At 70.2% G+C, this 26588-nt stretch carries 22 protein-coding genes, 5 tRNA genes and 1 riboswitch; of the genes, 17 read left to right on the forward strand and 10 right to left on the reverse strand.

Annotated elements, in window-relative coordinates; all coding sequences use genetic code 11:
* Positions 1-60: 60 nt before the first annotated feature.
* The 3 genes from AC07FA_RS12715 to AC07FA_RS12725 all read left to right on the forward strand — a co-directional run bounded on the left by AC07FA_RS12715 (position 61) and on the right by AC07FA_RS12725 (position 2094).
* Positions 61-420 carry a hypothetical protein gene (locus tag AC07FA_RS12715; RefSeq protein WP_479075104.1) on the forward strand — a complete coding sequence of 120 codons (360 nt, stop codon included), beginning with the start codon at positions 61-63 and terminating at the stop codon, positions 418-420.
* A gap of 67 nt (positions 421-487) precedes the next feature.
* On the forward strand, positions 488-1276 hold the full coding sequence (locus tag AC07FA_RS12720) for a DsbA family protein (RefSeq protein WP_479075105.1): 789 nt from the start codon (positions 488-490) through the stop codon (positions 1274-1276).
* Entirely contained in the window at positions 1273-2094 is an 822-nt protein-coding gene (locus AC07FA_RS12725) for a cytochrome c biogenesis CcdA family protein (protein WP_479075106.1), read from the forward strand. Before AC07FA_RS12720 ends, AC07FA_RS12725 begins: the two co-directional genes overlap by 4 nt.
* A 38-nt stretch (positions 2095-2132) precedes the next feature.
* Here AC07FA_RS12725 and AC07FA_RS12730 read toward each other — a convergent pair.
* The 4 genes from AC07FA_RS12730 to AC07FA_RS12745 form a co-directional block, all read right to left on the reverse strand.
* Positions 2133-2209: transfer RNA gene (locus AC07FA_RS12730), tRNA-Phe, on the reverse strand.
* 22 nt (positions 2210-2231) lie between these two features.
* Positions 2232-2306: transfer RNA gene (locus tag AC07FA_RS12735), tRNA-Asp, on the reverse strand.
* Positions 2307-2345: 39 nt separating this feature from the next.
* A tRNA-Glu gene (locus AC07FA_RS12740) sits at positions 2346-2418 on the reverse strand.
* A gap of 79 nt (positions 2419-2497) precedes the next feature.
* Complete coding sequence (locus tag AC07FA_RS12745) at positions 2498-4024, reverse strand: metallophosphoesterase family protein (protein ID WP_479075107.1); 1527 nt, start codon at positions 4022-4024, stop codon at positions 2498-2500.
* Positions 4025-4125: 101 nt separating this feature from the next.
* Here AC07FA_RS12745 and AC07FA_RS12750 point away from each other — a divergent pair, with 101 nt between their 5' ends.
* From AC07FA_RS12750 to AC07FA_RS12780, 7 genes are all read left to right on the forward strand, one after another.
* Positions 4126-4476 carry a metallopeptidase family protein gene (locus AC07FA_RS12750; RefSeq protein WP_479075108.1) on the forward strand — a complete coding sequence of 117 codons (351 nt, stop codon included), beginning with the start codon at positions 4126-4128 and terminating at the stop codon, positions 4474-4476.
* A gap of 65 nt (positions 4477-4541) precedes the next feature.
* Positions 4542-4991 (forward strand): FluC/FEX family fluoride channel, encoded by a 450-nt coding sequence (locus AC07FA_RS12755; protein ID WP_479075190.1) that lies wholly within the window; start codon positions 4542-4544, stop codon positions 4989-4991.
* Positions 4988-5362 carry a fluoride efflux transporter FluC gene (locus AC07FA_RS12760; protein ID WP_479075110.1) on the forward strand — a complete coding sequence of 125 codons (375 nt, stop codon included), beginning with the start codon at positions 4988-4990 and terminating at the stop codon, positions 5360-5362. The genes AC07FA_RS12755 and AC07FA_RS12760 overlap by 4 nt, the downstream gene beginning before the upstream one ends.
* Before the next feature lie 93 nt (positions 5363-5455).
* Positions 5456-6034 (forward strand): hypothetical protein, encoded by a 579-nt coding sequence (locus AC07FA_RS12765; protein WP_479075111.1) that lies wholly within the window; start codon positions 5456-5458, stop codon positions 6032-6034.
* Between the two features lie 232 nt (positions 6035-6266).
* On the forward strand, positions 6267-8696 hold the full coding sequence (locus AC07FA_RS12770; protein ID WP_479075112.1) for a DEAD/DEAH box helicase: 2430 nt from the start codon (positions 6267-6269) through the stop codon (positions 8694-8696).
* Positions 8697-8973: 277 nt separating this feature from the next.
* Positions 8974-11064, forward strand: a complete 2091-nt coding sequence (locus AC07FA_RS12775; protein WP_479075113.1) for an FG-GAP repeat domain-containing protein — start codon at positions 8974-8976, stop codon at positions 11062-11064.
* 238 nt (positions 11065-11302) lie between these two features.
* Positions 11303-11376: transfer RNA gene (locus AC07FA_RS12780), tRNA-Lys, on the forward strand.
* Between the two features lie 658 nt (positions 11377-12034).
* On the opposite strand, the gene AC07FA_RS12785 is transcribed toward AC07FA_RS12780, so the two are convergent.
* From AC07FA_RS12785 to AC07FA_RS12800, 4 genes are all read right to left on the reverse strand, one after another.
* Positions 12035-12421, reverse strand: a complete 387-nt coding sequence (locus AC07FA_RS12785) for a thiol-disulfide oxidoreductase DCC family protein (RefSeq protein ID WP_479075115.1) — start codon at positions 12419-12421, stop codon at positions 12035-12037.
* Between the two features lie 140 nt (positions 12422-12561).
* Positions 12562-13788, reverse strand: a complete 1227-nt coding sequence (locus AC07FA_RS12790; RefSeq protein WP_479075117.1) for an HTTM domain-containing protein — start codon at positions 13786-13788, stop codon at positions 12562-12564.
* On the reverse strand, positions 13778-14479 hold the full coding sequence (locus AC07FA_RS12795; RefSeq protein WP_479075118.1) for a DUF5819 family protein: 702 nt from the start codon (positions 14477-14479) through the stop codon (positions 13778-13780). The genes AC07FA_RS12790 and AC07FA_RS12795 overlap by 11 nt, the downstream gene beginning before the upstream one ends.
* A gap of 199 nt (positions 14480-14678) precedes the next feature.
* Positions 14679-16010: an ice-binding family protein gene (locus AC07FA_RS12800; RefSeq protein WP_479075119.1), complete on the reverse strand. Its 1332-nt coding sequence runs from the start codon at positions 16008-16010 to the stop codon at positions 14679-14681.
* A 747-nt stretch (positions 16011-16757) separates the two neighbouring features.
* Here AC07FA_RS12800 and AC07FA_RS12805 point away from each other — a divergent pair.
* A complete protein-coding gene (locus AC07FA_RS12805; protein ID WP_479075121.1) occupies positions 16758-18539 on the forward strand; it encodes a transposase in 1782 nt (593 codons plus the stop codon).
* A gap of 396 nt (positions 18540-18935) precedes the next feature.
* Positions 18936-19136, forward strand: a complete 201-nt coding sequence (locus AC07FA_RS12810) for an ice-binding family protein (protein ID WP_479075122.1) — start codon at positions 18936-18938, stop codon at positions 19134-19136.
* Between the two features lie 130 nt (positions 19137-19266).
* On the opposite strand, the gene AC07FA_RS12815 is transcribed toward AC07FA_RS12810, so the two are convergent.
* Positions 19267-19518: a hypothetical protein gene (locus AC07FA_RS12815; protein ID WP_479075124.1), complete on the reverse strand. Its 252-nt coding sequence runs from the start codon at positions 19516-19518 to the stop codon at positions 19267-19269.
* Between the two features lie 92 nt (positions 19519-19610).
* Positions 19611-20993 carry an FAD-binding oxidoreductase gene (locus tag AC07FA_RS12820; RefSeq protein WP_479075125.1) on the reverse strand — a complete coding sequence of 461 codons (1383 nt, stop codon included), beginning with the start codon at positions 20991-20993 and terminating at the stop codon, positions 19611-19613.
* A gap of 248 nt (positions 20994-21241) precedes the next feature.
* On the opposite strand from AC07FA_RS12820, the gene AC07FA_RS12825 reads away from it, so the two are divergent.
* The 5 genes from AC07FA_RS12825 (at position 21242) to AC07FA_RS12845 (ending at position 26587) form a co-directional block, all read left to right on the forward strand.
* Positions 21242-22384, forward strand: coding sequence for a sulfite oxidase (locus tag AC07FA_RS12825; RefSeq protein WP_479075127.1), 1143 nt, complete (start codon positions 21242-21244; stop codon positions 22382-22384).
* A gap of 110 nt (positions 22385-22494) precedes the next feature.
* Positions 22495-22568: transfer RNA gene (locus AC07FA_RS12830), tRNA-Met, on the forward strand.
* Positions 22569-22836: 268 nt separating this feature from the next.
* The gene (locus tag AC07FA_RS12835; protein ID WP_479075128.1) at positions 22837-24006 is read left to right on the forward strand and encodes a PP2C family protein-serine/threonine phosphatase; all 1170 of its coding nucleotides are present in this window, start codon (positions 22837-22839) and stop codon (positions 24004-24006) included.
* A 284-nt stretch (positions 24007-24290) separates the two neighbouring features.
* Positions 24291-24444: riboswitch (cyclic di-AMP (ydaO/yuaA leader) on the forward strand.
* A gap of 11 nt (positions 24445-24455) precedes the next feature.
* On the forward strand, positions 24456-25499 hold the full coding sequence (locus AC07FA_RS12840; protein ID WP_479075129.1) for a M23 family metallopeptidase: 1044 nt from the start codon (positions 24456-24458) through the stop codon (positions 25497-25499).
* Between the two features lie 143 nt (positions 25500-25642).
* Positions 25643-26587 (forward strand): aldo/keto reductase, encoded by a 945-nt coding sequence (locus AC07FA_RS12845; protein ID WP_479075131.1) that lies wholly within the window; start codon positions 25643-25645, stop codon positions 26585-26587.
* The last annotated feature ends 1 nt before the right edge of the window (position 26588 follow it).

Consider the following 26588-nt stretch of genomic DNA (forward strand, 5'->3'; position numbering starts at 1 on the left):
ACACCACGTACCATTTCGGGCAACTGATCACCGTACCCATGTCCCGAGAGGCCGGTCGCCGTGTCCCGTACGCAGTGGTGCTGCCTGCTGGCGGTGCTCACGGTCGTACTGGGGCTGTTCTGCGGGCCGGCCACCGCGTCCGTCGCCCCGCCGGCCGGGGGTCACCCGGCCGTGGCCGCCGGTCCTGCCGATGACGGGCCGCGCGCGCCCGGATGCGGCAGGGACAGCGGCCACGACGGCACCGAGCCCGCCGGACCCGTCCGGGGCCGCGCCGCGCACGACCAGGCGCCCGGCCTCGCCGAGTGGGGCCTCCCGGCCGCCACCGGCGCGGTGCCCGCGGTACCTCTCGTGCGGATCAGGGTGCGCGGGCCCGCACCTGTCACGCCCAGCCCCATAGAACTCTCCGTGCTCAGGGTGTAGGCGGAGCCGGCCGGCCGGCACCGATTCCCCTCTCCCTCTTCTCGCACACCACCGCACGGAGTGACGCATGCCCACGCCCTCGTCCACATCCTCGTCGTCCTCATCGAAGAAGCCGCTGCTGTACGGCGCGGTCGTCGTCCTCGCCGCCGGGCTCCTCGGCTACGCCTCCTACGCCGCCACCGGACCGGACGGCTCCGGCCCCGCCGCCTCCTCCTCGGTCGCCGAGGTGAGCGCCGATCCGTCCGCCGACGTCTACGCGGAGCTGGCCGGGCTGGCCCGCCGCGACGCGGGCGACAAGCTGGCACAGGGCCCCACCGACGCACCCGTCGTCCTCATCGAGTACGCCGACTTCAAGTGCGGCTACTGCGGAAAGTTCGCCCGGGACACCGAGCCGGCCCTGATCAAGAAGTACGTGCGGGACGGCACCCTGCGCATCGAATGGCGCAACTTCCCGATCTTCGGCGAGGAGTCCGAGGCCGCCGCGCGCGCCGCCTGGGCCGCGGGACAGCAGGGCCGCTTCTGGGAGTTCCACCGCGCCGCCTACGCCGAGGGCGCCAAGGAGAAGGGCTTCGGCAAGGACCGCCTGAAGGAACTCGCCCGGCAGGCCGGCGTGAAGGACCTCGACCGGTTCGTCCGCGACACGGACGGCACCGCCGCGGCGGACGCGGTCCGCGCCGACCAGGAGCAGGGATACGGAATCGGCGCCACCTCCACGCCGTCCTTCCTCGTCAACGGCCGCCCCATCGCCGGAGCCCAGCCGAAGGAGACCTTCACGCAGGCCATCGAGGCGGCGGCCGAGGCGGAGAGGGCGAAGGACACCAAGGACGCCAAGGAAGCCGAGGACACCGCGAAGTGACGGCGGACATCGGCTACTTCGCGGCCTTCCTCGGCGGGCTGCTGGCCCTGGTCAGCCCGTGCAGCGCCCTGCTCCTGCCCGCCTTCTTCGCCTACTCCGTCGACTCAGCCTCACGGCTGCTGGCCCGCACCGGCATCTTCTACGCAGGACTCGCCACCACCCTCGTGCCCCTCGGCGCCGCGGGCTCGTACGCCGGACGGCTCTTCTACGGCCACCGCGACGCACTGGTCCTCGGCGCGGGCTGGCTGATCATCGCGCTCGGCATCGCCCAGATCGTGGGCCTGGGCTTCGCCTCACGGCGGATCGCCGCCCTCAGCGGACGCATCCGCCCCACGACCGCGTTCTCGGTGTACGCCCTGGGCGCGGTCTACGGGCTGGCCGGCTTCTGCGCGGGCCCGATCCTCGGCAGCGTCCTCACCGTGGCCGCCGTCAGCGGCAGCCCCGTCTACGGCGGGCTGCTGCTCGCCGTCTACGCGCTGGGCATGGCCGTACCGCTGTTCCTGCTCGCCCTGCTCTGGGAGCGGTACGAGCTGGGGCGCCGGGCGTGGCTCAGGGGCCGCGTCCTGCGCGTCGGCCGCTTCGAACTGCACAGCACCACCCTGCTGTCCGGACTCCTCTTCATCGGCCTCGGCACGCTCTTCCTCGTCTACGACGGGACGACCGCGCTGCCGGGACTGCTGAACGTGGACGACTCGTTCGCCGTGGAGCAGTGGGCCCAGCGCCTCGGCGCGTACGTGCCGGACGCGGCGCTGCTGGGAGCCGTGGTGGCGACAGTGGCGCTGGTGTTCGCGGTACGGGCGTGGCGCCGCCGGGCCTGACACGACGAAGGCCCCGTCCAGTGGACGGGGCCTTCGGGTGGTGGCTGGGGCCGGGATCGAACCGGCGACCTATCGCTTTTCAGGCGATCGCTCGTACCAACTGAGCTACCCAGCCACGCAGCTCATACGGGCTGCAGCGGTCCTGACGGGATTTGAACCCGCGGCCTCCACCTTGACAGGGTGGCGAGCACTCCAAACTGCTCCACAGGACCAAGCTAGTGTGCGAGACAAGTCTCGCACACGGTAAAGCGTGCCCCCAACGGGATTCGAACCCGTGCTACCGCCTTGAAAGGGCGGCGTCCTGGGCCACTAGACGATGAGGGCTAAGGGCCCGCCGGTTTGCTTTCCAGCGCGTCGGGGACGTCAGAAGCATATGGGATGCGGCGGCGAACGCCAAAACGGTTTAGCCGGAGGGCGTGGGAGCCGTCGGGGAGGGGGAGCGGCCGGCCGTGTTCTCCTCCGGAAGGTGGCGGCTGACCTCGGCCGTCGTCAGGCCGAGACCGCCGAGCGTGATCTCGTCCCACGCCTGGAGGCGGCGGGTCGAGCGGTCCAGGTAGAGCACCGAGGCGTGCACCTTCTCGGGCTTCTCGTTCTGCACGGCGCGCAGGCCCCCGCCGCCCGTGGAGCCCTCGACCTTCAGCCGCGTACCGAGCTTCAGCACCTCGTTCACCCGGTGGTGCACATGGCCGGCCAGGACGAGGGGGACGGTGCCGTCGGTCTCGCGTGCGGCATTCGGGTCATGGGCGACCGCGATGTCCACCGGGGTGCCGGCCCGCTCCTGGTCGCGCAGGGCCGAGGCCAGCCGGAGCCCCGCCATCCGTTCGGCCGCCTTCCCCTGGGCGGGGACCGAGCGGTCCGGGGTGAACTGGGGGTCGCCCGTGCCGGCCACCCGTAGCCCGCCGACGTTCAGGGCGCTGCCCTCGTCCAGGACGTGCGCGTTGCGCAAACCCTTCAGATACTTCTGGGTGACCTTCGAGTCATGGTTGCCGCGGACCCAGACGTACGGCGCTCCGAGGTCGCGGATCGGGTCCAGAAAGCCGTTCTCGGCGGCGGTGCCGTGGTCCATGGTGTCGCCGGAGTCGATGATCACGTCGATCTCGTACTGCTCGACGAGCGAGCCGATGATGTGCCAGGCCGCCGGGTTGAGATGGATGTCGGAGACGTGCAGGACGCGGATCGTGGCCGGGTCAGGACGGTAGACGGGCAGCGTGGACGTGGCGTCGTACAGCTTAGTGACGTTGGTGACCAGGCGGGCCAGTTCCTGCTGGTAGACGTCGAATTCGGTGACGATCGAGCGTGCGTCGCCGACGAGTGAGGGGGCGCTGGAGAGCAGCCCGGAGAATTTCGGCTCCAGGACCGACTTGGGGTTCCACGTGGCGTACGCGGAGATGCCCGAGGCGGCCAGGAGCGCCAGTGCCAGGCCGCCCGCCGCGAGGGCGCGGCGCGGGCGGCGGTAGACGGCGAGGCCGAGGGCGGTGGCGCCGGAGACGACGGCCACGCAGGAGCGGATCGCCAGGTCGCGGGTGCCGGAGACGACGTCGGACGCGACCTCGTCCTGGAGGCCGGAGAGCCGTTCGGGGTGCTTGACCAGGGCCTGGGAGCGCACCGGGTCGAGCCGGTCGACGTCGACGTCGAGGCGGATCGGGGCGGTGTGGGAGTCCAGCTCCAGGGCGCCGAGCGGGGACACGTTGATCTTGGTGCCGCCGCTGAGGGACGGGCGCAGGGTCATGTCGGTGTCCATGGGCCCTACCGGCGTACGGACACTGCCGACGACCAGCAGGCCCAGCCAGGCTCCCAGTACGACGACGGCGACGAGGCCGAGTGCGCGGGTGACGGGGCGCGGGGCGTCGGCGAGGGTGCCGGCGGGGGTGGTGGAGCGGGAGCGGTGCCGGAGACGGACGACTGCGGCGCGGAACGGGGCGCTGGCCATTGGGCCCGTATGCCCTGGTTCGGTCCGGGGCATGCGGGGCGTACGGCAGTGGGTGCGGACGGAGCAGGCGGTGCGGGCCTGTCATACGTGACAATGGCGGGGTGCTGGAGATGACGCGCGAGGAGTTCGAAGAGCTGGTGAGCGAAGCTCTTGACCGGATTCCGCCGGAGCTGATGCGGCTGATGGACAACGTCGCGGTGTTCGTCGAGGACGAACCGGACCCCGGCGATCCCGACCTGCTCGGGCTCTACGAGGGCACGCCGCTGACCGATCGCGGTGAGTGGTACGCGGGGGTGCTGCCGGACCGGATCACCATCTACCGCGGGCCGACGCTGCGGATGTGCGAGGCGCGCGAGGACGTCGTCGCCGAGACCGAGATCACCGTGGTGCACGAGATCGCCCACCACTTCGGCATCGACGACGAGCGGCTGCACGCCCTGGGGTACGGGTGAGCACGCTCCACCCCGAGCCGGAAGCCGGCGGTCCGCATGGCCCCGCCGTCGACCCGGATGTCGACCTGTCCGATCCCGCGCAACGGGCGGAGACCGCCGGTCGCGCGAAGTGGAAGGTGCTCGCGGCCGTCGCGGCGGGCGGGGCGCTGGGCGCCGTCGCGCGGTACGGGGCGCTGGAGCTCTGGCCGGCCGCCGACGGGGCGTTCCCCTGGGCGGTCCTCGGCGTCAATGTGACCGGCTGCGCCCTGATCGGCGTGCTGATGGTGCTGGTCGTCGAGCGGGACGGGGCGGCCCACCCGCTGGTGCGGCCGTTCCTGGGGGTCGGGGTGCTCGGCGGCTTCACGACCTTCTCGACGTACGCGGCCGATGTGTCGAAGCTGCTGGACCGCCAGGAGGCGCTGACGGCCATGGCGTACGCGGCGGCGACGGTCGTGGGGGCGCTCGGCGCGGTGTGGGCCGCGGCAGCGGCGACCCGGGCGCTGCTGGGCGCGCGCGGCGGTGAGAGGGCCGCGTGAACTGGCTCCTGGTGGTGTTCGGCGGGGCCGTCGGGGCCCCCTTGCGTTATCTGACGGACCGCGCGGTGCAGGCGCGTCACGGCAGCGGACCTTTGTACGTGTTCCCGTGGGGGACCTTCACCGCCAACGCGGCGGGCAGTCTGCTCCTCGGCGTACTGACCGGGGCGGCGGTGTCCGAACCCGTGTACGCCCTGCTCGGTACGGGGCTGTGCGGGGCGCTGACGACGTACTCCACGTTCTCGTACGAGACGCTGCGGCTGGCCGAGAGCGGCCGGGCGTTCCTCGCCGCGGCCAATGTCGTGACGTCCCTGCTGGCGGGTCTCGGCGCGGTGTTCCTGGGGGCGGAGCTCGCGGGCGGGTTCGGGCGGTAGCTCGCTTCGCGGGCGTGTCCCCGGTGGGGTCGGGGGAGTTGGGCACGGAGCCCCGCCTTCCCCGTTCCCTCTCACGCCCCGGAGGTGCCACCCGTGCGCCAGTTGTCCGCCCCTGTCCGCTGGGCAGCCGTCACCGCGTTGACGATCGCCGCGTCCACCGGCTGCATGAGCGTCGGCGACGACGGCGGGAAACCGGCGCCCTCGCGGTCGGCCGGTCCGAAGGGAGCCTCGGCCGAACCGAACGGCGGTACGGTCCCGGACTCGGGCCGGGCCGGCCACGGCGGCAGCCGTGCCGAGGCGCAGTCCGACCGGGAGGCCGGCGCGAAACCGGACCCGAGCGCCTCGGGCGCCACGCCCTCGGCGGGCCCGGGCGGGGCGCGGCCCGCTCCGAAGCCCGGCGCGCCGTTGCCGACCGGTGCGGGCGACCCGCCGGCCCCGCAGCCCTCGGTGCCGGGGCCGGGCGAGCCGCCACCTCCGCCGGTCACTTCCGAGCCGCCCGGTCCACCCCCCACGGACCCCGGTCCCGACCCGGAACCGACTCCGCCGCCGGAGCCCTCGGAGCCGCCCTCCGCATCGCCCGCCGCACAGCTCAGAAACCGCGCGATGGGCGCTCCGGAAGGCCCTGAGACGCAGCGCACACCCGAGGCATCACCGCAGGTCGCGCCCGCGTGAGCGAGGGCGTGGCGGGGTGCGGGAAGGCCCTTGCGGGCAGGCGGTTTGCGCTAAGTGGGTAAGGGTGCGTATGGTTATAGATCGTTTGATCCCATTGCCCGGCGCCGACACAGAAGAGCGCCGTGTGGCGCGTACTCTCCCTTGCCGTGGCTGGACCGCATTGAGGCGGTCGAAATTGCGAATCACGGAGTTACGGGCGCGTGCCGAGACTCCGGAAGGTTTCGCATTTCGCATGTCAATTTCCAGTTCTGACCACACCGTCATGCCCGAGAACGTCGACAACGACGAGCTGATCACCCTCGACACCATCGAGAGCGTCGAGGACAACGAGCTCGCGGAGCTCGCCGAGGCCGTCGTGGCCGAGGCCGACACCGCAACCGCCGTCGCCGCCGACCCCGAGGTCGTGAAGGTCGTCGAGGTCGAGGTCGTGGAGGTCGTCGAGACCGCCGCCGCCGAGGTCGCCGAGGCCGCCCCCGTCGAGACCGTCGCCGCTGAGACCGTGGAGACCGCAGAGGTCGCCGCCGACGACAGCGCCGAGGCCGAAGACGCCGAGGACGCCGAGCCGACCGTCACCTTCGGTTCCCTCGGTCTGCCCGAGGGCATCGTCCGCAAGCTCGCCCAGAACGGCGTCACCGCGCCCTTCCCGATCCAGGCCGCGACCATCCCGGACGCCCTGGCCGGCAAGGACATCCTCGGCCGTGGCCGTACCGGCTCCGGCAAGACCCTCTCCTTCGGTCTCCCGACCCTGGCCACGCTGGCCGGCGGTCACACCGAGAAGAAGAAGCCCCGCGCGATCATCCTGACGCCGACGCGTGAGCTCGCGATGCAGGTCGCGGACGCGCTTCAGCCGTACGGCGACGTACTCGGCCTGAAGATGAAGGTCGTCTGCGGCGGTACGTCGATGAGCAACCAGATCTACGCGCTGGAGCGCGGTGTCGACGTCCTCGTCGCCACCCCGGGCCGTCTGCGCGACATCATCAACCGCGGTGCCTGCTCCCTGGCCAACGTCCAGGTGGCCGTCCTCGACGAGGCCGACCAGATGTCGGACCTGGGCTTCCTGCCCGAGGTCACCGAGCTGCTCGACCAGATCCCCGGCGGCGGCCAGCGCATGCTCTTCTCCGCCACCATGGAGAACGAGATCGGCACGCTGGTCAAGCGTTACCTGAGCAACCCGGTCACCCACGAGGTGGACAGCGCCCAGGGCAACGTCTCGACCATGTCGCACCACGTCCTCGTCGTGAAGCCGAAGGACAAGGCGCCGGTCACGGCCGCGATCGCCGCCCGCAAGGGCCGCACGATCATCTTCGTCCGCACCCAGCTGGGCGCCGACCGTATCGCCGAGCAGCTCATCGAGTCCGGCGTGAAGGCGGACGCGCTGCACGGCGGCATGACGCAGGGTGCCCGTACCCGCGTCCTCGAAGACTTCAAGAAGGGCTACGTCAACGCGCTCGTCGCCACCGACGTCGCCGCGCGCGGTATCCACGTCGACGGCATCGACCTGGTCCTGAACGTGGACCCGGCCGGCGACCACAAGGACTACCTGCACCGCTCGGGCCGTACCGCCCGTGCCGGCAAGTCCGGTGTCGTCGTGTCGCTGGCGCTTCCGCACCAGCGTCGCCAGATCTTCCGCCTCATGGAGGACGCGGGCGTCGACGCCTCGCGTCACATCGTGCAGGGCGCGGGCGTCTTCGAGCCCGAGGTCGCCGAGATCACCGGTGCCCGGTCCCTGACCGAGGTGCAGGCCGACTCCGCGAACAACGCCGCCAAGCAGGCCGAGCGCGAGGTCGCCGACCTGACGAAGCAGCTGGAGCGCATCCAGCGCCGCGCCGGCGAGCTGCGCGAGGAGGCCGACCGTCTGGTCGCCCGCGCCGCCCGCGAGCGGGGGGACGACCCCGAGGAGGCAGTGGCCGCGGCCGCCGCCGAGGCGGAGGCCGCGATCGAGGCCGCCGCCGCAGCCGTACCGGAGCAGCCGGCCGTCCGCGAGGACCGTCGCGACGACCGCGGCAACTTCGGCAAGCGTGACGACCGCGGTGGCGACCGTGGTGGGTACCGCGGTGGCAACGACCGCGGCGGCGACCGTGGTGGCCGTTCCTTCGAGCGTCGTGACGACCGTGGTGGCCGTCCGTCCTTCAACCGGGACAACGACCGTCCGGCGTTCAACCGTGACCGTCGTGACGAGCGTCCGTCGGGCGGCTTCCGCTCCGGTGGCAACGACCGTCGTGACGACCGTGGTGGCCGTCCGTCCTTCAACCGGGACAACGACCGTCCGGCGTTCAACCGTGACCGTCGTGACGAGCGTCCGTCCGGTGGCTTCCGCTCCGGCGGTGCCGGTGGCGGCGACCGTCGTGACGACCGTGGTGGCCGTTCCTTCGAGCGTCGCGACAACGACCGCCCGTCGTTCAACCGGGACAACGACCGTCCGGCGTTCAACCGTGACCGTCGTGACGAGCGTCCGTCCGGTGGCTTCCGCTCCGGCGGCAGCGACCGTCCGTTCAACCGTGACCGTCGGGACGACCGTCCCGCGGGCGGCTTCCGCGCCGGCGGCGCCAGCGAGCGTCCGACCGGTCGCCGCGACGACCACCGCGGTGGCACCGGCACCGGCACGAGCACCGGCTCGTTCGGCCGCCGCGACGACAAGCCGCGCTGGAAGCGCAACGGCTGATCGCCTTCCCCGGCGTAAGCCTGTGACCTGCTGAAGCGGGCCCGTTCTTCACGAACGGGCCCGCTTTTCTTTTTCCGCACGGCACATCCGGAACGGCTGCTACGATCCGGCGACTTGCACGGGGGGCTCGGCCGGGGGGCCCGGGTCCGGTACGAAGGTACGAACCGGCGGGCGACAGCTCATCAGCAGACCGCCGCGGCCTCTCCGTGCCCATGGGTATTCCTGGGGAGGGACTCTCTTGGCTCGCTCTGCGCGTGGCCGTATCACTCTGGCCTCTTTGGCCGTCCTTGCCACCACCGTGGCTGTCGTGCCCGGTGCGCAGGCCGCTCCGCCGGCCGCTGTCGCGGCCGTCGCCGACCCCGTACCGACGACCGGGCGGGGCGTCGAGTTCTCCGGTGGTCTGCTCCATACGGTGGAGCAGGCGCCGAGCGGCAGCCCGTACATCACTCAGCGACAGGTCACCGCGGACGCGTCGGCGGTGGGCGCACCGGCGTACATGAACTACGCCGGTGAGTACGCCGGAGGGGGTCACCTCAAGGCGGTGCCGTGCGATGCGGGCTCCTGCGTCCGTATGACGGGTGCGGGCAACGGCCACTACGGCGTCGTGGCCGTGGACGGGTCCGGCACGGAGACCCTCCAGATCTGGGTCACCAACGACTCGCTCCACACCGACGACGTCAGGTCGAGCTCCGTGGACCTGGTGGACCTGACCGGCTCGTACTACGTCATGAACGCCGGTTCGCCCGCCACGCAGTACGTCGACGGCCGGCTCACCTACCGCAGCAGCGACGTCCGGACGACCCGGGCCGTCACCGCGGCCGGCATCTGGGGAACCCGGCTGTGGACCGCGAGTTCGACGGCCGGTGCGCTGACCGTGTTCGACATCGCGCAGAAGAAGGCCGTCGAGACCGTCGCCACGGGCGCGCCGTGTGTGATCAGGGAAGTGCGGCCGGTCGGCCGCTGGGTCTACTGGAACTGCGGCCCGTCCGGGGTCGCCGGGGTCTGGGACCGTACGGCGAAGAAGTCGCTCGCCGTCCCGTCCGGGCCGGCGCTGGTCGGTGACGGCTTCCTCGTCCGGCACGACCGGACCGCCGGGAAGCTGGTGCTCAGCGACTTCCACACCGGGGCGGTCGCGGCGCCTCGCGCGGTCGCTGACCTGCCCGCCGGCAACACCGCCGACCAGCGCGGACTCACCTGGGCGGTCGACAAGTTCGGCGGCGACATCGCGTATCTGGACGCCTCCCACGCGGCGCACGTCGTGCCCAGCGGGGTGCCGACCCAGCCGCTGGAGAAGATCTCCGCCGACCAGGACGACACCTACCTGGATCTCAAGGACACCAGCGGCGGGCAGGTCTGGGCGAGCACCTGGCAGCTCAGCAAGCCCGCGACCTGGACCTTCACCGTCAAGGACGGTTACGGGCGGACGGTCAGGACCATGAAGGGCGGTGGCGGCACCGAGGTCGACCTCGTCTGGGACGGGCGCACCGACACGGGCGTTCACACCTACAGCGGCCCGCACACCTGGAGCCTCACCGCCACCGCGCGCGAGGGCGCCGGTGCGTACGTCACCCAGGGCACGATCGGTGTCACGGGTGGCCGTCAGGGCTTCCACGACCAGGCACACCACAGCTATGGGGACCTGGTCACGTTCAACTCCAAGGGCACGCTGACCCAGCAGTTCGGGCAGCGGAACGGGGTCTTCTCAGGCAAATCCTCCGGCGCCGGCTGGCCGGCGGGCAGCGTCGCCATTCCGTTCGCGGACACGGGCAGCGACCGCTGTGCCGAGCTGCTGGTGCGGATGCCGACCGGAGAGCTGCGCCGCTACGCGGGCCGCTGCGGCGGGGCGTACACGCCGTCGAGCAGCCATGCCTCGCTGGGGACGGGCTGGCAGCAGTACGACGTGCTGACGTCGGCCGGCGATCTGAACGGGGACGGCAGGCCGGACCTGGTCAGCCGTCAGAAGTCCACCGGGGACGTCTACCTCCACGCCGGAGCAGCGGGCGGGAAGTTCGCCGCGCGGGTGAGGATCGGCAGCGCCCTGGGCAAGTACGCGCGCATGACGGGCGTCGGGGACATCACCGGGGACGGCAGGGCCGACCTGCTCGCCCACGACCGCAACGGCGGACTGTGGCGCTACGACGGCCTGGGCAACGGCCGGTTCGCCGGGCGGGCCCTGGTCGCGGCGGACTGGGGACGCTCGTACGACGTGGTGGTCGGCGTCGGGGACATCACCGGGGACGGCAGGCCGGACCTGGTCGAGCGGGACACGAGCGGCCGGCTCTTCCGTAACAACGGCAAGGGCCAGGGAGCGTTCGGCGGCCGTACGCAGATCGGCACCGGCTGGCACGTCTACAAGGGGATCTTCTGACGGGGCCGGTACGCCCGGTACGCCCGCCAAGCCCCCGAGGAAGCTCGCGTCGACCCGCCGGCTGACGTACGCCCGCATCGGCTGACCACCCGGCAGCCGGTTCACAAACGCACGAACCGGACCGGGGCCCCCGCCCATCCGCCCCGCGTCCGCGCGCCGACCGGATGCGACGGGCCCGGTACCGGATACCGGATCGGCTGCCGGGCCCGGGCGGGCTATGCTCGGGGGTGATCCGCGAGGGCCGTTAGCTCAATTGGTCAGAGCAGCGGACTTTTAATCCGTTGGTTGTGGGTTCGAGTCCCACACGGCCTACGTGGTGCAGGGAGGGGAAGTCCCCTCTGACCTGCTACTGAGCGCCCCGATCGGCTTCGGCCGGTCGGGGCGCTTCGTCATTCCCGACCTGTTGCGTGAGCGATGCGTGAGCGAACGGACCGGCAACAGGCACTACTGGCGCGGATCTGCGGGGACTGTCGGGCTGTGAGTTTCTCCGGCTGGTGGCGGGGGCGCGCATTGGCCTGGCCAGTCGGCTACGAAGCCGCCAGCGCCTCTTCCATGGCTTCTACGGCATCGGCAAGGCGGCGGTGGACCTGCGTCCTCAGCCCCACCCGCCTAAGTCCGTGAGTCAGAGGGTCACGCATGTGCCGTTCGCACACGACAAAGTCGGCGTAACCCGCTGCGCAGGAAAGGTGGAGCACGTAGGCAGCGATTCCTGGGCCGCCCACTACTCCCCCGGCCGCTGGGCCAGCTCGCATCACTGAGTAAGTGGTTAGGGCTCACGAAGCAGTCGGCGGCGGTTCCACGACGAACGCCGGTTGCGGCACCACAAGCGGCCGTTCAAACAGAGGCCCTCCACCGCAGCCGAGGGGCCCCTGCAGTGAAGAAGGGGTCTGTCTGGCGTCGGTCAGCGGCTGCTACGTCTCCCGTCGCTCACCGAAACCGGCGGCCGACCAGGGGCCACGGGCCAGCCCGGTCAGTGTTCGGTCGGCACCGCGCAGGCCGGTGAGCCCCCGGGCAGCCGGTGACGGTGGGCAGCGATGATGCGGTAGATGCCGTGGGCGATCCAGCGGGCCGGGGGCAAGGTGAGCGCCCCGCCGGGCCAGGCCCAGATGCCGCCCGCACGCAGCAGGATTTTGGCGACGGCCTGCGCGCCGCCGTACACCGTCCCTGTCGGCGAGATGTACAGGAGTTCGTGCTGGGCTCTCCTGCGGGTGACACCGAGAGCGTCAAGGTCGGTGAACTGCCAGGGCGCAATGGTGCACTTGGGTCGCAATCGCCGCATGATGCAGGTCACCGAAGTGGTGCAGAATGCGCAGTCACCGTCGTAGACCAACACGGAGGGTACGGATCGCTGGGGCATTGGTTCGTCCTGTCTGAGTGCACGTCCTTGTGCGGGCACGGGCCGGCGCTGTCGGCCTGCTCTCACCTGCAGACGGGCATCGAGCAGGCCGTACGTATGTCACCGTGCTGGGTGCCATGCGATACGGCTGTGTCGGTCGCTCATCGCGGATCGGGTACCAGCTTGTCCTTGTCGGCTGGAGCCGAACGTCCTCCTGCCGAAGTGATCTGCTGCCCCGCGGTGGAGAGGCCGCCTCTGAGTTGTGGAGGTACGGACAGGGAGTCCGGCCCCTCGGGTGCGCTGTGCCGTCGCAGGCCGGCTCGCGCAGCCATGCGCTGGGCGGAGCGGGCCAGGAACAGGTAGAAGCGGTCAGGGAGGAACGCCGCGTCGGCCACGATCATGGCCCCGGAGAACAGGGGGAGTCCCATGAGGACCGCGATGCCGATGTGCATTCCCAGCAGCATGGCGAGGACGGGGTACTTCAGCCTTCCGAAGAGTACGAAGGGGAAGGCGACCTGCAGGAGCACGGTGACATAGCTGGCGACCGCAATCACGGTCGGGTACTGGTCCACGAGATGCGAGAGGGCCGGCCAGGGCTGGAAGAGATCGAGGTTCAGCACGTAGTGGAGGGCGGTGCCCCCGCCCCACGAGGCGCCTTGAACCTTGTACAGGCCGGCTGCTCCGTAGAGGAGGCAGACCTGGGCTGCGATGACGAAGAGAGCGCAGTTGTGCACCGCGGTCGTCAGTTTGCCCCGTGCGTCGTTCAGTTGCCGCAGCCAGAAACTCTTCGTCGCTGGTGGTGGCGTCGTGCCCGCTCGCGCGATGGCTCGCCGGGTTCTGCGCGCGTCCAGGGACCAGCACCGTCCGCACGCGGTGAGGACGAGGTAGAGGGCCATCAGCAGGATCAGGTTGTCTCCCCCGTCCGTCATGAAGATCGCCCTCGCGTGGAAGGAGACCACCATGACCGCGAACAGGACGGACATCATGCGGGTTCGCCAGCCCAGCGTGAACAGGACGGACGTCACCACGGCCGCCGCGTAGCAGAACTCGAAGTAGGTGCGGCTGCCGGACAATGTCAGGATGCTGTTCCAGCCCGACTGCTCGAAGAGCTGCTGTGCCAGTTCCGGTGTCCAGGGCGAGCCGGGGCCCCAGATCTCGTTTCGGTGGGGGAACTCACGCAGGAGGAACGCCAGGTACAGCAGTCCGTAACCAATACGCAGGACCGCCGTCGCGTACAAGGACACCGGTCGGCCGGTCACCAGCGTCCAGAAGGCGACGGCCCGCTCACTCAGCCACCGGATGACAACTCCGTCCGTGGTTTCCTGTTTGGCCGTCCGGTCCGGGCTCAGGACCGCGGGCGGGTATGGGGGGAGCTGCTCAGTTCCCATGACGGGTCACCTTCCACCAGGGCAGAAGCCGGTTCTCGACCGGGACGGGCGGACGCTTGGAGGCCGCCGTGCCGGGAGCTGCGATCGGCAGTGTCAGGACACGAAGCTGGATGAACTCGAACGGACCGCTGTTGTGGTCCGCGAAACGGTCAGCGGCAATGTTGCGCAGGTACTGCTGCAACATCACGGCCCGTTCCGAGTTCGCCTCGTCGTCACCGCCGTGCAGTTCGACGTAGGTCGTCCACGCGCGGCGCAGCAGGTTCTGCGCCGTGTGGCTCGGGAATACGTTGTGCTCGACTGCCGAAGAATCCACAGCACCCAGGTCGAACCAGCCGCTCACCCGGACCGATCCGTCCGGCGCGGTGTGTGACGTCCTCGCCAAGATCTGCCGGTTGACGGAGTCGGGATCCGGGGCGAACAGCCGCCAGTTCTGCTCGAACATGGGATACACCCACGCGTTCACCTGCGGGCTGTACCGCTTCGAAACAGGATTCCCGGGTGCCACATGGAGAAAGACCATGGCGATGTGAGTCAAAGCTGTCACCAGACACAGGAGCACCACGGCGAACAAACCCTTGTGCAGGGCACGGGCAGCTCTCGCCCGGTTCGGCGACACAGCCTGATCCTCACTGCCGGCCTCGGGCGGACCGGACTCGGACTGTTGCACTTCTTCCGTGTCCACTGCTTGCATTCCGCCTGACACCGCCCACCCAGTTCTTCTCATGCCAACTCTCGCGATTAAGACCGTTGTCGTGAAGACCACTGACGGCATGCGGCAGATGGAGGAATCTGCCGCATGCCGTCGAGCTGTCATCCAGTCATCCGATACCTGCGGTCAGTCCGAGACCAGGCCCCCGTGATCCTCGGAACCGCCTTGTCAGGTCCGAGACCTAGCCCGCATGACCCTCAGGGCCACCCTGCTCATCGGGCTTGTCCCCGTAGCCGTGGTGCTCGCCGTGCGTGTCGTCGCCTCCGTGCCCGGGCTTGCCCTCGGGACCGTGCCCAGGCTTGCCCTCGGGGCCGTGGTCCGGTCCACCCTCGTGGCCCTTGTCCGGTCCACCCTCGTGACCGTGACCCGGACCGCCGTGACCCGGTCCGCCGTGACCCGGTCCGCCGTTGCCCGGACCGCCATGGCCGGGGCCCCCGGGCCCACCACCGTGTCCGCCGGTGTCGTTCCCCGCGGTGTTGTTCCCGGTCGTGTTGCCCACGGTGTTACCGCCGGTCGTGTTGCCAGCGACGTTCCCCGAGGTGTTGCCGGAGATGTTCCCGGACGTACCGCCGCTCACCTGGCCGACGACCAAGCCCCCGCTCGAGACGCCGCCAAGGACACCGCCGACCACGCCCGTCGTCGCACCGCCGGTCGTCACGCCACCCAGCACACCACCCAGCACACCGGTCGTGGTGCCGGTCGTCGTTCCAGTGGTGGTGCCGGTAGTCGTTCCAGTGGTGGTGCCGGTCGTCGTTCCGCCCGTGGTCGTGGTCGAGCACGTTCCGAGGAAGATCCGGTTGTTGTCGAGCGTCACCGCACCGTTGCGAGCCAGCGCACGGCCCTGGATGTTCGTCCCCGTGGTCACGCTGATCGAGGTCAGAGCCATGATCGTGCCGACGAACGTGGAGGTGGTGCCCAGCGTGGCCGAACTGCCGATCTGCCAGTACACATTGCAGGCAGACGCGCCGTTCGTCAGAAGCACCCGGCTGGAGGACGCCGTAGTCAGAGCCTCAGGAATCTGGAACACCCAGACCGCGTTCGGGTTCCCCCCGGCATCCAGAACCAGGTCACCGGTGAGCCCCACACCCGACGAAGCGGTGTACACACCCGGAAGCAGCGTGTCGCCGTTCCCGATACCCGCCGCAAGCGCGAAATCCGTGGCCTGTCCCGCCGCGTTGTTGTAAGCCACGACCAAATCACTCTTGGCCTGCAGCGCCGCAGCGTCCGCGGAATGCACCGCACCGAGCACCTGCCCGGGCGGGAACCCGGAAATAGCCGTCCCCGGGCTCACCCCGAGATCCTGACTGATAACCGACGGCCCAGTATTCGTGACCTCCGAACCCGCAAGAACGGAGTACGAGGCAGCCGTGCCCAACGGCACGGGAGTTGCGATGGCCAGCGCCTGCGTCGGCGTCACAGCAACCATGACACCAGCAACGGTCGTGGCAAGCCCTGAGGCAAGCCAGCCGGACAAAGCACGGCGGGAACCCAGCTTAGGGATCTTCAACTTCATCGAGAGGCCATTTCCTGTCGGAGAGTCGTGGTTCACGGCACACCTGGCCCAACCAAACAGCCCGGTCGCCGTCACGTTGCCGCCGAATATTACGCAATAATTTTCCGCGCTCCGGAAACAAGGCCAGCGAATGCCACGCCAATAAGACGAAAATGGCAATTAAAGTGCTGTTGATCGTAATTCTATTCACTCCGGTGCGCTATTTTCCTTAACTCGCATGACGCAACGTCTCAGGCGCGACTGCTAGGGAATGCCATCCGGGAGTCATCGTGCCGCCGTCCAGGTGAGATCAGCGAACCGCTGCCACGTGGGCGCGGCACGCCTACGACCTCATCTCCCGCACACACTCACCACATGTCCCAGTTCGCAGCGATAGCGGCGGCAGGAACCGGCGGGAACATCGTCAGCATCGGCTCGGTCGCCGGATTCAGGGACGCTCCGAAGCGGGTCGGGAACGGCGCTGCCAAAGCATCACCGGTCAGAGGAACTGCTGAGCGCCTGGTTGGTTGTGGGTTCGAGTCCCACACGTGGTGCAGGGAGGGGAAGTCCCCTCTGACCTGCTACTGAGCGCCCCGATCGGCTTCGGCCGGTCGGGGCGCTTCGTCGTTTCGGCTGCACTCGCTATCGGGAAGAGCCTCACGCACGGGTTCAGCCCATTGAGGTGATTGGATTCCGGACTAACCCTTCAGCTACATTACGTGTTCACACGTAACGTTGTGTAGCCGTGGCGCGCGGGGGGAAACGTATATGCCGGAGACGCAAGTCCTGCGCGCGTACCGGTTCGCCCTGGACCCCACGGATGCCGAACGTGCGGAGTTGGCTCGCTATGCCGGTGCGTGCCGGTGGGCCTACAACTACGCGCTGGCGAAGAAGACGGAATCCCACCGGGCCTGGGCGGCCCGCCGGACCGTCTACCTCGATGCGGGGCTAAGCGAGGCCGAGGCGAAGGCCCGGATCAAGGCCGACGGCGCCGGGCTCACCGACCGCATCAAGGTGTGGGACCACCACCGTAAGTCGCTTACGACCACCACCTCCGGCAAGCGGCCCGTGACCACGTTCCAGCCCCCGGCAGGGCAGGAGGCACTGGACCGCCGGCTGGCCGCGGCCCGGGCGGACGCCTTCGCCACGGGGAGCGAGAGCCGGCTACTGGCCGAGGCCCGCACCGCGGTCAACAGCCTGAAGGCCGAAGCGTTCAGTGCCGGATTCCGTACACCGTCCGCCATCGACACCACTGCTCTGTGGCGCATGGACCGCGACCGGGCCAAGGAGGAGGGTGGCAGCCCATGGTGGGGTGAGGTCAACGTGTATTGCTTCACCTCCGGCTTCGACCGCGCCCAGGTCGCCTGGAAGAACTGGCTGGAGTCGCTCTCCGGCCGGCGTGCCGGGCGTTCCGTGGGTTATCCCCGGTTCAAGAAGAAGGGCCGGGCGGCAGAATCGTTCTCTCTCTTTCACGACGTGAACCGGCCGATCATCCGACTGGATGGCTACCGGCGCCTGGTGATGCCGGGCCTGGGAAGCATCCGCATCCACAACACGGGCAAGCCGCTCGCGCGGCTCGTCGACCGGGGTCAGGCCGTCATCCAGTCCGTGACCGTCACCCGGGGCGGCCACCGCTGGTACGTCTCCGTGCTCGCCAAGGTGCGGCAGGACATCCCCCTGCTCTGGGAACACATCGACGACGACGGCGCGCGTACCCCGTACCTGACCCGCACTCAGGCCGACAAGGCCGCCGAACGCGTCGGCCGCGTCAAGCAGATCGGCCGCCCGACCTTGCGGCAGCGGACCGGCGGGCCTGTCAGCGTCGGCCTCGGCTCCCGCTACCTCGCCCTGTCCAGCCCCCTCCACCCGGGCGACCCCACCTCCACGCTGGTGGAACACCCGCGGCCGCTCACGGGCCACATGGCCAAGCTGACGAAGACACAGCGTGCGCTGGCCCGCACGGCCAGGGGATCGCGACGGCGGGCGAAGAGCGCAGCCCGGCTCGCCCGCGTACATCACCAGATCGCGGCCCGGCGCGCATCGTTCCTGCACGGTGTCTCCAAGAAGCTCGCCACCGGGTTCACGCATGTGGCGATCGAAGACCTCGACCTCGTCGCGCTCACCGCATCCGCCGGGGGCGCCCCCGGTAAGTCCGGCAGGAGCGTGAAGGCGAAGGCCCGGATCAACCGGCACCTCCTGGACGCCGGTCTGGGCGAGCTGCGCAGGCAACTCACCTACAAGACCGTCTGGTACGGCTCGCAGCTCGTCGTTCTGGACAGGGCCGAACAGGCCGCCTGTACCTGCGGGAAATGCGGGGAGCGAAACCCAAGCTCCGTCGCTTCCGGCAGAGGGTTCTACTGCCCGTCGTGCGGTGGCGTACTGCACCGTCACGAGAGCAGCGCCGCGAACGTCGTGTACGCGGCGCGCGGTCAGCGCACACCGGTCGCCTCCGATAGGGGGGAGACCTTAAACGCTCGCAGAGCTTCCGTAAGCCCTGGCTCCCGCAAGGGTTCCGGGCAGGCGGTGTTGAAGCGAGAAGACACCGGCTGACGCCGGTGCCACCCCCGGGGAGCGATTCCCGGGCGTCCCGTACCCGACCCGCCACGACGGTCACCCAAGATCGTGCGTAGACACAACGATCCTCGTGGACGAGGACCAGCAGGGAAGCGGCAGGCCGCCGCGCGGGCACGGGCGGGGCGATCCGTGTACTGGCAGACATGCCGACCGACGGCCGTCCGCGCACGATTGCGCGGGCGGGCTGCGGACCCCATCGAGCCGGATGGAGAACGACGGAATTCGGCGTATTGATCATTTCCACAGATCTCGCGCCACATTCTTCGACCTCAGCGAACCAGTTCGGATGAGCCGGGATTTGATTGCTTTCCCGCGTAATATGCCAGCCGCCGAATCAGGGGGTTCTGCGCGGCCGGGAATCGTCGCCGTGCAATGTGTACTGGCAGATGGGCCACGCTCGGTACCGACTCCACGTTCGTGGGCACGATCCTGGCCGACACCTCGATCACCGCCACCACGGGGGCGACCATCAATGGCCGGCTGCTGGCCGATGGGACCGTGACCCGTCCCGCGCGGGGCGAGGAGCGCCTCGCGTACGAGGCCCCGGATGCCCGGAATATGCACCGGGCTTAGCATGAGAGAGGGTCGGCACACTCTCACGTGCGACCGGCCTGGAAGGGCGACCCCGGTGTCTGACGCCGGGGTCGTTGAGCGCGACCACGCGCCGCCCCCGGGAGTGAGGCACGTCCGGTCGAGGCCCTTCTCAGTCGAGGCCCTCCGCCTTGAGGTCGTAGACCAGCAGGAGCGTCCGGTAGGACTCGTCGGGCACGTCCAGGCATGCCGTGGGGCGGTTGCTGAGCGTCGAGTTGTTGTCCAGGGCCCGTTCGCACGTGGCTCGTACCTCCGCTTCGGACTGCGCGCAGGCGGTGAGAGCCGTGAGCAGGAGCGTTGCTCCGAGTGCGGCGGTGATGGTCGTACGGGTTCGCATGGTCTCCCCGGGCGTGGTGCGTGACAAGGGAGACATTGTTGGGCAACAGGGGTGATCCGGTGGGGTGGTCGGTTCCACATGCACCCGGACGGGTCACCCCTGGGGGGACGAGCTGACGGTCACGCGGGCGGCGGTTCGATGTTCTGGTTGGCGTGGAACAGGTTGTCGGGGTCGTACGTCTTCTTGACGGCGGCGAGCCTGTCGTAGTGGCCGCGGTAGGTGGACCTGACGCGCTCCCGGCTCTCGCCCTCGCCGATGAAGTTCACGTAGGCGCCGCCCATGGATTGCGGGTGCAGCTCGTCCCAGTAGTCGACGCTCCACTGCGTGATCTCCCGCGCGTTGGCCGGGTCCGGGTCGATGCCGGCGATGACGCCCGACCAGAGGGCGTCCCGGTAGGCCCACGCGGTGTCGTCCGGGCCGACCCGGGACGCCGCCCCGTCGACCGGGTAGAGGTGCATTGTCGTCAGGTCGGTGGGAAGACTCTCCGCGTACCTGGCGTGCACATCGACGGCTTCGTCCGTGATCCGGTCGAAGAAGTCCCCGCGCCAGTACCACTGGAGGCCCTTGGGGATGAGCTGGTCGAACAGGGTCTGGAGCCCCGGGTAGGGCATCGGTGAGGTGAAGTGGAAGGCGGGCGGACCGGGTTCGTTGACGACCGTCAGGGCTTCCTCCACCCCGGCCGGGTCCCCCGTGAAGCACCACACGACCCCGCACATCTTCTGACCCTGGACCTCTTCCGGGAACGGCGGCCCCGGCGGAACGGTCAGCGACGCGAAGAAGCCGTACAGGTCGTCGGAGGCCTGCGGCATGAACTCGCGGTACCAGCGCAGCACGTCACCGATCAGGTCCAGCGGCCACACGGTGATCCCCATGCCCACCGTGTCCACCGGATGCAGCCGGAAGTCGAACGAGGTGACGACGCCGAAGTTCCCGCCGCCGCCGCGCAGCGCCCAGAACAGGTCGGGGTTCTCGTTCTCGTTCGCCGTGACGAAGCTGCCGTCCGCGAGCACCACGTCGGCGGACAGCAGATTGTCCACCGTGAGGCCGTACTTGCGGGTGAGGTAACCGTGGCCGCCGCCGAGGGTGAGCCCCCCGACGCCCGTCGTCGACATGATGCCCGCCGGGGTCGCCAGGCCGAAGCCGTGCGCCGCGTGGTCGAGGTCGCCGAGCTGCGCGCCTCCCTCGACCCGGGCCGTGCTCGTGGCCGGGTCGACCCGTACGCCGCGCATCGGGGACAGGTCGATCGTGACGGCGTCGTCGACGAGGCACAGGCCCGCGCCGCTGTGTCCGCCGCCCCGGACGGCGAGTTCGAGTCCGTTGTCACGGACGAAGTCGACCGCTGCCATGACGTCGGCCGTGTCCCGGCACCGCACGATCGCCGCGGGCCGTCTGTCGATCATCGCGTTGTAGATCGTGCGCGCCTCCCCGTAATCCGGGTCCTGCGGGCCGATGACCGGGCCGCGCAGCGCCGTCTCCATCGCTTCGAATGTCGTGCCGTCCATAGCACTCTCCTCGCCGGTGCGCGGACCGCGACGCATCCGGCCGTAGCCGCCTGCCGTCAGCCCGGCAGCAGAGGTACGCCGACGCTCCGGCACCCCCGCGAGTCACAGGCGGACCAGCACCGCGGGGCAGGTAACTCAAGCCTCCCGCCGGTCCGGAACCCGCGCAATCGGGCCGCCGCAGCGTGTGCGGGACGACACGCACCGTGCGCCGGAAGGCCCGGGCCCGGGCACGGGAGCACCATGAAGTCATGGACGGGCACGGACGCCTCGACGGCATCAGCACTCCCGGGCGCCTCGCCGGGCCGGCCGAGGGAGTCGGCCCGGAGGAGCTGGCACTCGCGGCCCGTAACCACGGACTCCCGCTGGAGGCCCTGCGCTACGAGGTCACGCCGCCCGGCCTCCACTACGTACTCGTCCATTACGACATCCCCGCCGCCCGGGCCGAGGACTGGCGGCTCTCCGTCGGCGGCCTGGTCCGCACTCCGCTGGCGCTGGACCTGGCGGCCCTGCGGTCGTTCCCCGCCGTCACGCGCCGGGTGACGATGGAGTGCGCGGGCAACGGCCGCGCCCGGCTGACGCCGAGGCCCGTGAGCCAGCCGTGGCTGGTCGAGGCGGTTGGCACGGCCGAGTGGACCGGTGTGCCCCTGCGGCTGCTGCTCGCCGAGGCCGGTGTGGAGGCGGACGCCGTCGAGGCCGTTTTCGGGGGCTCGGACCACGGGGTGGAGCGCGGGGTCGAGCAGGACTACCGGCGGAGCCTGCCCCTCGACGTGGCCGGGGGCTCCGACCCGGAGGTGCTGGTCGCGTACGGCATGAACGGAGCGCCGCTGCCGCCGCAGCACGGCTTTCCGCTGCGGCTGGTGGTGCCCGGCTGGTACGGCATGGCGTCCGTGAAGTGGCTGCGCGAGATCACCCTCACCGCGACCCCGTTCGCCGGGTTCCAGCAGGCGGTCGCCTACCGCTACCGGCAGGAGGCCGACGAGCCGGGCGAGGCGGTCACCCGTATCGCTCCCCGGGCGCTGATGATCCCGCCGGGCTTCCCCGACTTCATGTCACGGACCCGTGTCGTACGGCCCGGAGCGGTGCTGCTGGAAGGCCGCGCGTGGTCCGGGCGGGCTCCCGTCGTACGCGTCGAGGTGAGCACGGACACCTGCCTGACGTGGAGCGATGCCGTGCTCACCACGCCGGAGGGGTACGACTCCGGTACGCACGCCTGGGCGTGGCGGGGCTGGCGTGCGCACTGGGCGGCCACCCCCGGCAGCCATGTGCTCGGCGTCCGTGCCACCGACGCCACCGGCAGTACGCAGCCGGTCGTCCAGCGCTGGAACAGGGGCGGCTTCGGCAGCAACCACGTGCAACGGGTCTCCGTCCTCTGCGTACCGGAGACCGGCTGACCGCCGTCGCCCGGGAGGCGCGGGAAGCGGTCGCGCGACGAGGGCCCGTGAGGAGCGACCGCGAGGGTGGTCATGAGTCCGTCCGGGATGCCGTAGAGTTGTGTTTACGACGCGGGGTGGAGCAGCTCGGTAGCTCGCTGGGCTCATAACCCAGAGGTCGCAGGTTCAAATCCTGTCCCCGCTACTGAAGGACCGGGCCCGGTACGCACACAGCGTGCCGGGCCCGAGTCGTTTCCTGGGTCCGGCAGGCCGTGACGGCCCGCTCGGCCCATGACGCGGCGTGATGATCCCGCCCGCGCTCGCGGACAGTGCGTGACCGGGTCGTGGGAAGCGCCTCCGCGCGCTCCCCCCTTTGGCCGATGACGAGTCGCCGCGCGGCGCGGCGCCGGTCAGCCTGGATGGGGCGCGGTACCGTCCGCAACCGTAGGCGGACCCGGGCAGGAGAAACTCAGGTGGGGAAGCGCGACACAGGACGGGGCGGAGCTGTCGGGGGAGTCCGTGCCCGTCGGTTCGTCCGCGTGCTGCCCGCCCTGATGATCGCGGGCGGTGCGCTCTTCGACCTCACCACCCCGCCCACCTTCACCCCCGTCCCCCTTTTCGTGGCGGCTCCTCTGATCGCCGCACCGTTCTTCTCGCGGGCCAGTACGGTCCGGACGGGTATCGCCGCGGTTCTCGTGATGGCGGTGCTGGACCTGTACAGCCGCACGCTCAGCCAGGTGGAGCCCGTGATCGAGCTGGTCACCGTGGTCACGGCCGGGCTGCTCGCCCTGTTCGTCAACGGTGTCGTCCGGCGGGGCAACAAGCAGCTGGCGTCGGCGCGGGTCATCGCGGAGACCGCCATGCGGGCGGTGCTGCCCACGCCGGCCGACCGGATCGGCGGGCTCCACGTCGCGGCACGGTACGAGGCGGCCCAGGCGGACGAGTTCGTCGGCGGCGACCTGTTCGCCGTCGCGGACACTCCGTACGGGGTGCGGCTGGTGGTCGGGGACGTACGGGGCAAGGGCCTCGACGCCGTCGGGGCGGTGGCGGTGGTCATCGGGGCGTTCCGGGAGGCCGCGGAGCAGGAGCGTTCGCTGGAGGGCGTGGCGCAGCGCCTGGAGCGTGCGCTGGCGCGGGAGGGGACGCGGCGCGGCGGGCTCGATGCGATGGAAGGGTTCATCACCGCCGCGCTCGCGGAGATCCCGTCGGGGGCCGGCCTCGTGAGGCTGGTCAACAGGGGGCACCCGGAGCCGATCCTGCTGCACGCCGACGGAAAACTGGACGTGCTGGTGTCGGCCTCGCCCGCGCTGCCGCTCGGGATGGATCTGGGTGTGTGGCCGGACCGGTCGGAGGAGTGGCTGCTGCCCGCGGGGACGACGCTGCTGATGTTCACGGACGGCCTCTCCGAGGCGCGGGACCCGGCCGGTGTCTTCTACGATCCGGCGGACCGGTTGCGCGGGCGGATCTTCCCCGGGCCCGAGGAGCTGCTGTCCGCGCTCATCGACGACGTACGCCTGCATACGGGCGGCCGGTCCACGGACGACATGGCACTGCTCGCGGTCGGCCGGCCGGCTGAGGGGCAGCCCGAGCGCCGGAGGACCGTGAAGATCGTGGGCCGGGGGAACCGCGAACGAACGGAATGAGCCACCGGGTGACGGGCCGTCGGCGGAGGCCGCGCGTCCGGTGCTGCGGAACGGGGCCACCGTCCGTAATCGAAGGATGCCCCTCCGCATAACATTTGACACAACGTCAGAAACGGGTTGCCCCTCGATGGGTGTTCAACTCGCCCGATTGCACCCGGTTGTATCCCGGTACGTCCAGGCCAAAGTCACGAACGATCACTCGGAACAGCTTGGAATCGCACCCGTCTGTCTATTAACGTTCGATAACGCAGCGCGGTCGTCCAAGTCGTCGCAAGAGGCGGCACCGTGCGCGAGCGCCGAATTCCGCAAGGGAACCGGGGAACCACCTACATGGGGTGAATCGGGCCACCTGTGTCTCGCGAGAGGCAGAGCGGCCCGTAGGAGACCTTCCTGCTCCGAACCCGTCAGCTAACCCGGTAGGCGAGAAGGAAGGAAAGGAGTGCGCCCACGTGGCGTCCAACAAGCCTGCCCCCGAGGCCCCGTCACCCTTTGCCACCGATACTCTCGGCGGCCCGGACAGGACCTGGGAGGAATGGAATCCCACGGAGGAGTCCATCCGGCCGGTTCGCGGCAGGCATCGCGTAGCCAAGCAGCGCGGTCTCGCTCGTAGTTCCACCGTCCTCGGGGTCGGCGTCATCGCGGCCGTCGGTGCGGGTGGCATGGCCACCGCTCAGGGCAAGCCGCCGGTCTCCATCTCTCTTCCCGATTCCATCGCGGACAATCTGCCCGACGCCAAGTCCCTTCCCGGTGTCGGCTCTTTGATGTCCGGCGACACCGACGCGAAGGACACCGCCACGGTGGCCGTGTCGTCCCCGCTCACCACCGCCGGCATCACCACCGCCGAGGCCGAGCAGGGCGCGACGGACGCCGGAGAGGCGCTGCGCACCCGGATCCTCCAGCAGGCCGAGCAGCAGCAGGCCAGCGCGGACGCCGAGGCCAGGGCCGCCCAGGAGGAGGCGGCGGCCGAGAAGGCCGCAGCCGAGGCCAAGGCCCAGCAGACCGAGGCGGAGGCCAAGGCCGCCGCCGAGAAGAAGGCGGCCGAGGAAGCCGCCGAGCGCAAGGCCGAGGCCGAGCGGCTTGCCAAGCTCGCCGCGAGCTACGCCCTGCCGGTCTCCTCGTACTCGATCACCGCGACGTACGGCCAGTCCGGCTCCATGTGGTCCTCCGGCCAGCACACCGGCCTCGACTTCGCGGCACAGGCGGGCACACCGATCAAGGCCGTGCACGGCGGGACCGTCACATCGGCCGGCTGGCACACGTCGTACGGCTACCACACCGTCATCGAGCTCGACGACGGTACCGAGGTCACGTACAGCCACCAGTCCTCGATCCACGTCAGCGCGGGCCAGCGGGTCAAGACCGGCGAGACCATCGGCCGCGTCGGCGACACCGGCAACGCGAGCGGTGCGCACCTCCACCTGGAGGTCCACACCGCCGGCGGCTCGGGCATCGACCCGATGAGCTGGCTCCGCGGCAAGGGCCTGACGATCTGAGACCCGGCAGCTGAGACACCGCGTCCCGCACCCCGGACGCACCTGAACCCCGGCAGCCCTGACGCACACCCCCCGACGTCAGGGCTGCCGGTCTGCCGTCTCCTGGTGGAATAGCGCGGTCCGGGGACGGGGTTGAACCACCCATGACTTCACTCCGTACGCTCGGTTCCTCCGGCCTTCAGGTCTTCCCCCTCGCCCTCGGCGGCAATGTCTTCGGCTGGACGGCCGACGAGGCACAGTCCTTCGCCGTGCTGGACGCCTATGCCGCGGCCGGCGGCAACTTCATCGACACCGCCGATGCCTACTCGGCCTGGGCGCCGGGCAACGAGGGCGGCGAATCGGAGACCGTCGTCGGCAAGTGGCTCGCCTCGCGGGGCAACCGCTCCGACATCGTCGTCGCCACGAAGGTCGGTGCCCACCCCTCGTACAAGGGGCTCTCCGCCGCCACCATCAAGGGAGCGGCCGAGGAATCGCTGCGCCGGCTCGGCACGGACCACATCGACCTCTATTACACGCACTTCGACGACGAGACCGTCCCCGTCGAGGAGATCATCACCGCGCTCGACCAGCTGGTGAAGGACGGCAAGGTGCGCGAGATCGCCGCGTCCAACATCAGCCCCGAGCGGCTGCGGGCCTCGCTGGACTTCTCCGAGCGCGAGGGGCTGGCCCGTTACGTCGCTCTGCAGCCGCACTACAACCTCGTCTCACGCGACACCTACGAGGGCGGGCTCCAGGACACGGCCGCCGCCGCCGGTCTCGCCGCCGTCCCGTACTTCGCCCTGGCCTCGGGCTTCCTCACCGGCAAGTACCGCGCGGGCGCCACGGTCGACAGCCCGCGGGCCGACAAGGCGGGCCAGCACCTGGAGTCGGAGCGCGGACAGAAGGTGCTCGCGGCGCTCGACACGATCGCGACGGAGCGTGGCGCCGAGATCGCCACCGTCGCCCTGGCCTGGCTGGCCGCCCGTCCCACCGTGGTGGCGCCCATCGCGTCGGCCCGTACGGTCGAGCAGGTGCCCGCGCTCGTCGCGGTCGCCGGCCTCCGGCTGACCGAGCAGGAGCAGGCGGCGCTCACGGAAGCCTCCGCCTGAC

Source organism: Streptomyces sp. NPDC045968 (assembly GCF_056430475.1).

Excerpts from the sequence above, each read along its gene's own strand:
- AC07FA_RS12770 (WP_479075112.1), top strand. The coding sequence starts at position 6,267 with ATGTCAATTTCCAGTTCTGACCACACCGTCATGCCCGAGAACGTCGAC.
- AC07FA_RS12785 (WP_479075115.1), bottom strand. The coding sequence starts at position 12,421 with ATGCCCCAGCGATCCGTACCCTCCGTGTTGGTCTACGACGGTGACTGC.
- AC07FA_RS12790 (WP_479075117.1), bottom strand. The coding sequence starts at position 13,788 with ATGGGAACTGAGCAGCTCCCCCCATACCCGCCCGCGGTCCTGAGCCCG.
- AC07FA_RS12845 (WP_479075131.1), top strand. The coding sequence starts at position 25,643 with ATGACTTCACTCCGTACGCTCGGTTCCTCCGGCCTTCAGGTCTTCCCC.
- AC07FA_RS12810 (WP_479075122.1), top strand. The coding sequence starts at position 18,936 with ATGTGTACTGGCAGATGGGCCACGCTCGGTACCGACTCCACGTTCGTG.
- AC07FA_RS12820 (WP_479075125.1), bottom strand. The coding sequence starts at position 20,993 with ATGGACGGCACGACATTCGAAGCGATGGAGACGGCGCTGCGCGGCCCG.
- AC07FA_RS12795 (WP_479075118.1), bottom strand. The coding sequence starts at position 14,479 with ATGCAAGCAGTGGACACGGAAGAAGTGCAACAGTCCGAGTCCGGTCCG.
- AC07FA_RS12805 (WP_479075121.1), top strand. The coding sequence starts at position 16,758 with ATGCCGGAGACGCAAGTCCTGCGCGCGTACCGGTTCGCCCTGGACCCC.
- AC07FA_RS12800 (WP_479075119.1), bottom strand. The coding sequence starts at position 16,010 with ATGAAGTTGAAGATCCCTAAGCTGGGTTCCCGCCGTGCTTTGTCCGGC.
- AC07FA_RS12745 (WP_479075107.1), bottom strand. The coding sequence starts at position 4,024 with ATGGCCAGCGCCCCGTTCCGCGCCGCAGTCGTCCGTCTCCGGCACCGC.
- AC07FA_RS12720 (WP_479075105.1), top strand. The coding sequence starts at position 488 with ATGCCCACGCCCTCGTCCACATCCTCGTCGTCCTCATCGAAGAAGCCG.
- AC07FA_RS12825 (WP_479075127.1), top strand. The coding sequence starts at position 21,242 with ATGGACGGGCACGGACGCCTCGACGGCATCAGCACTCCCGGGCGCCTC.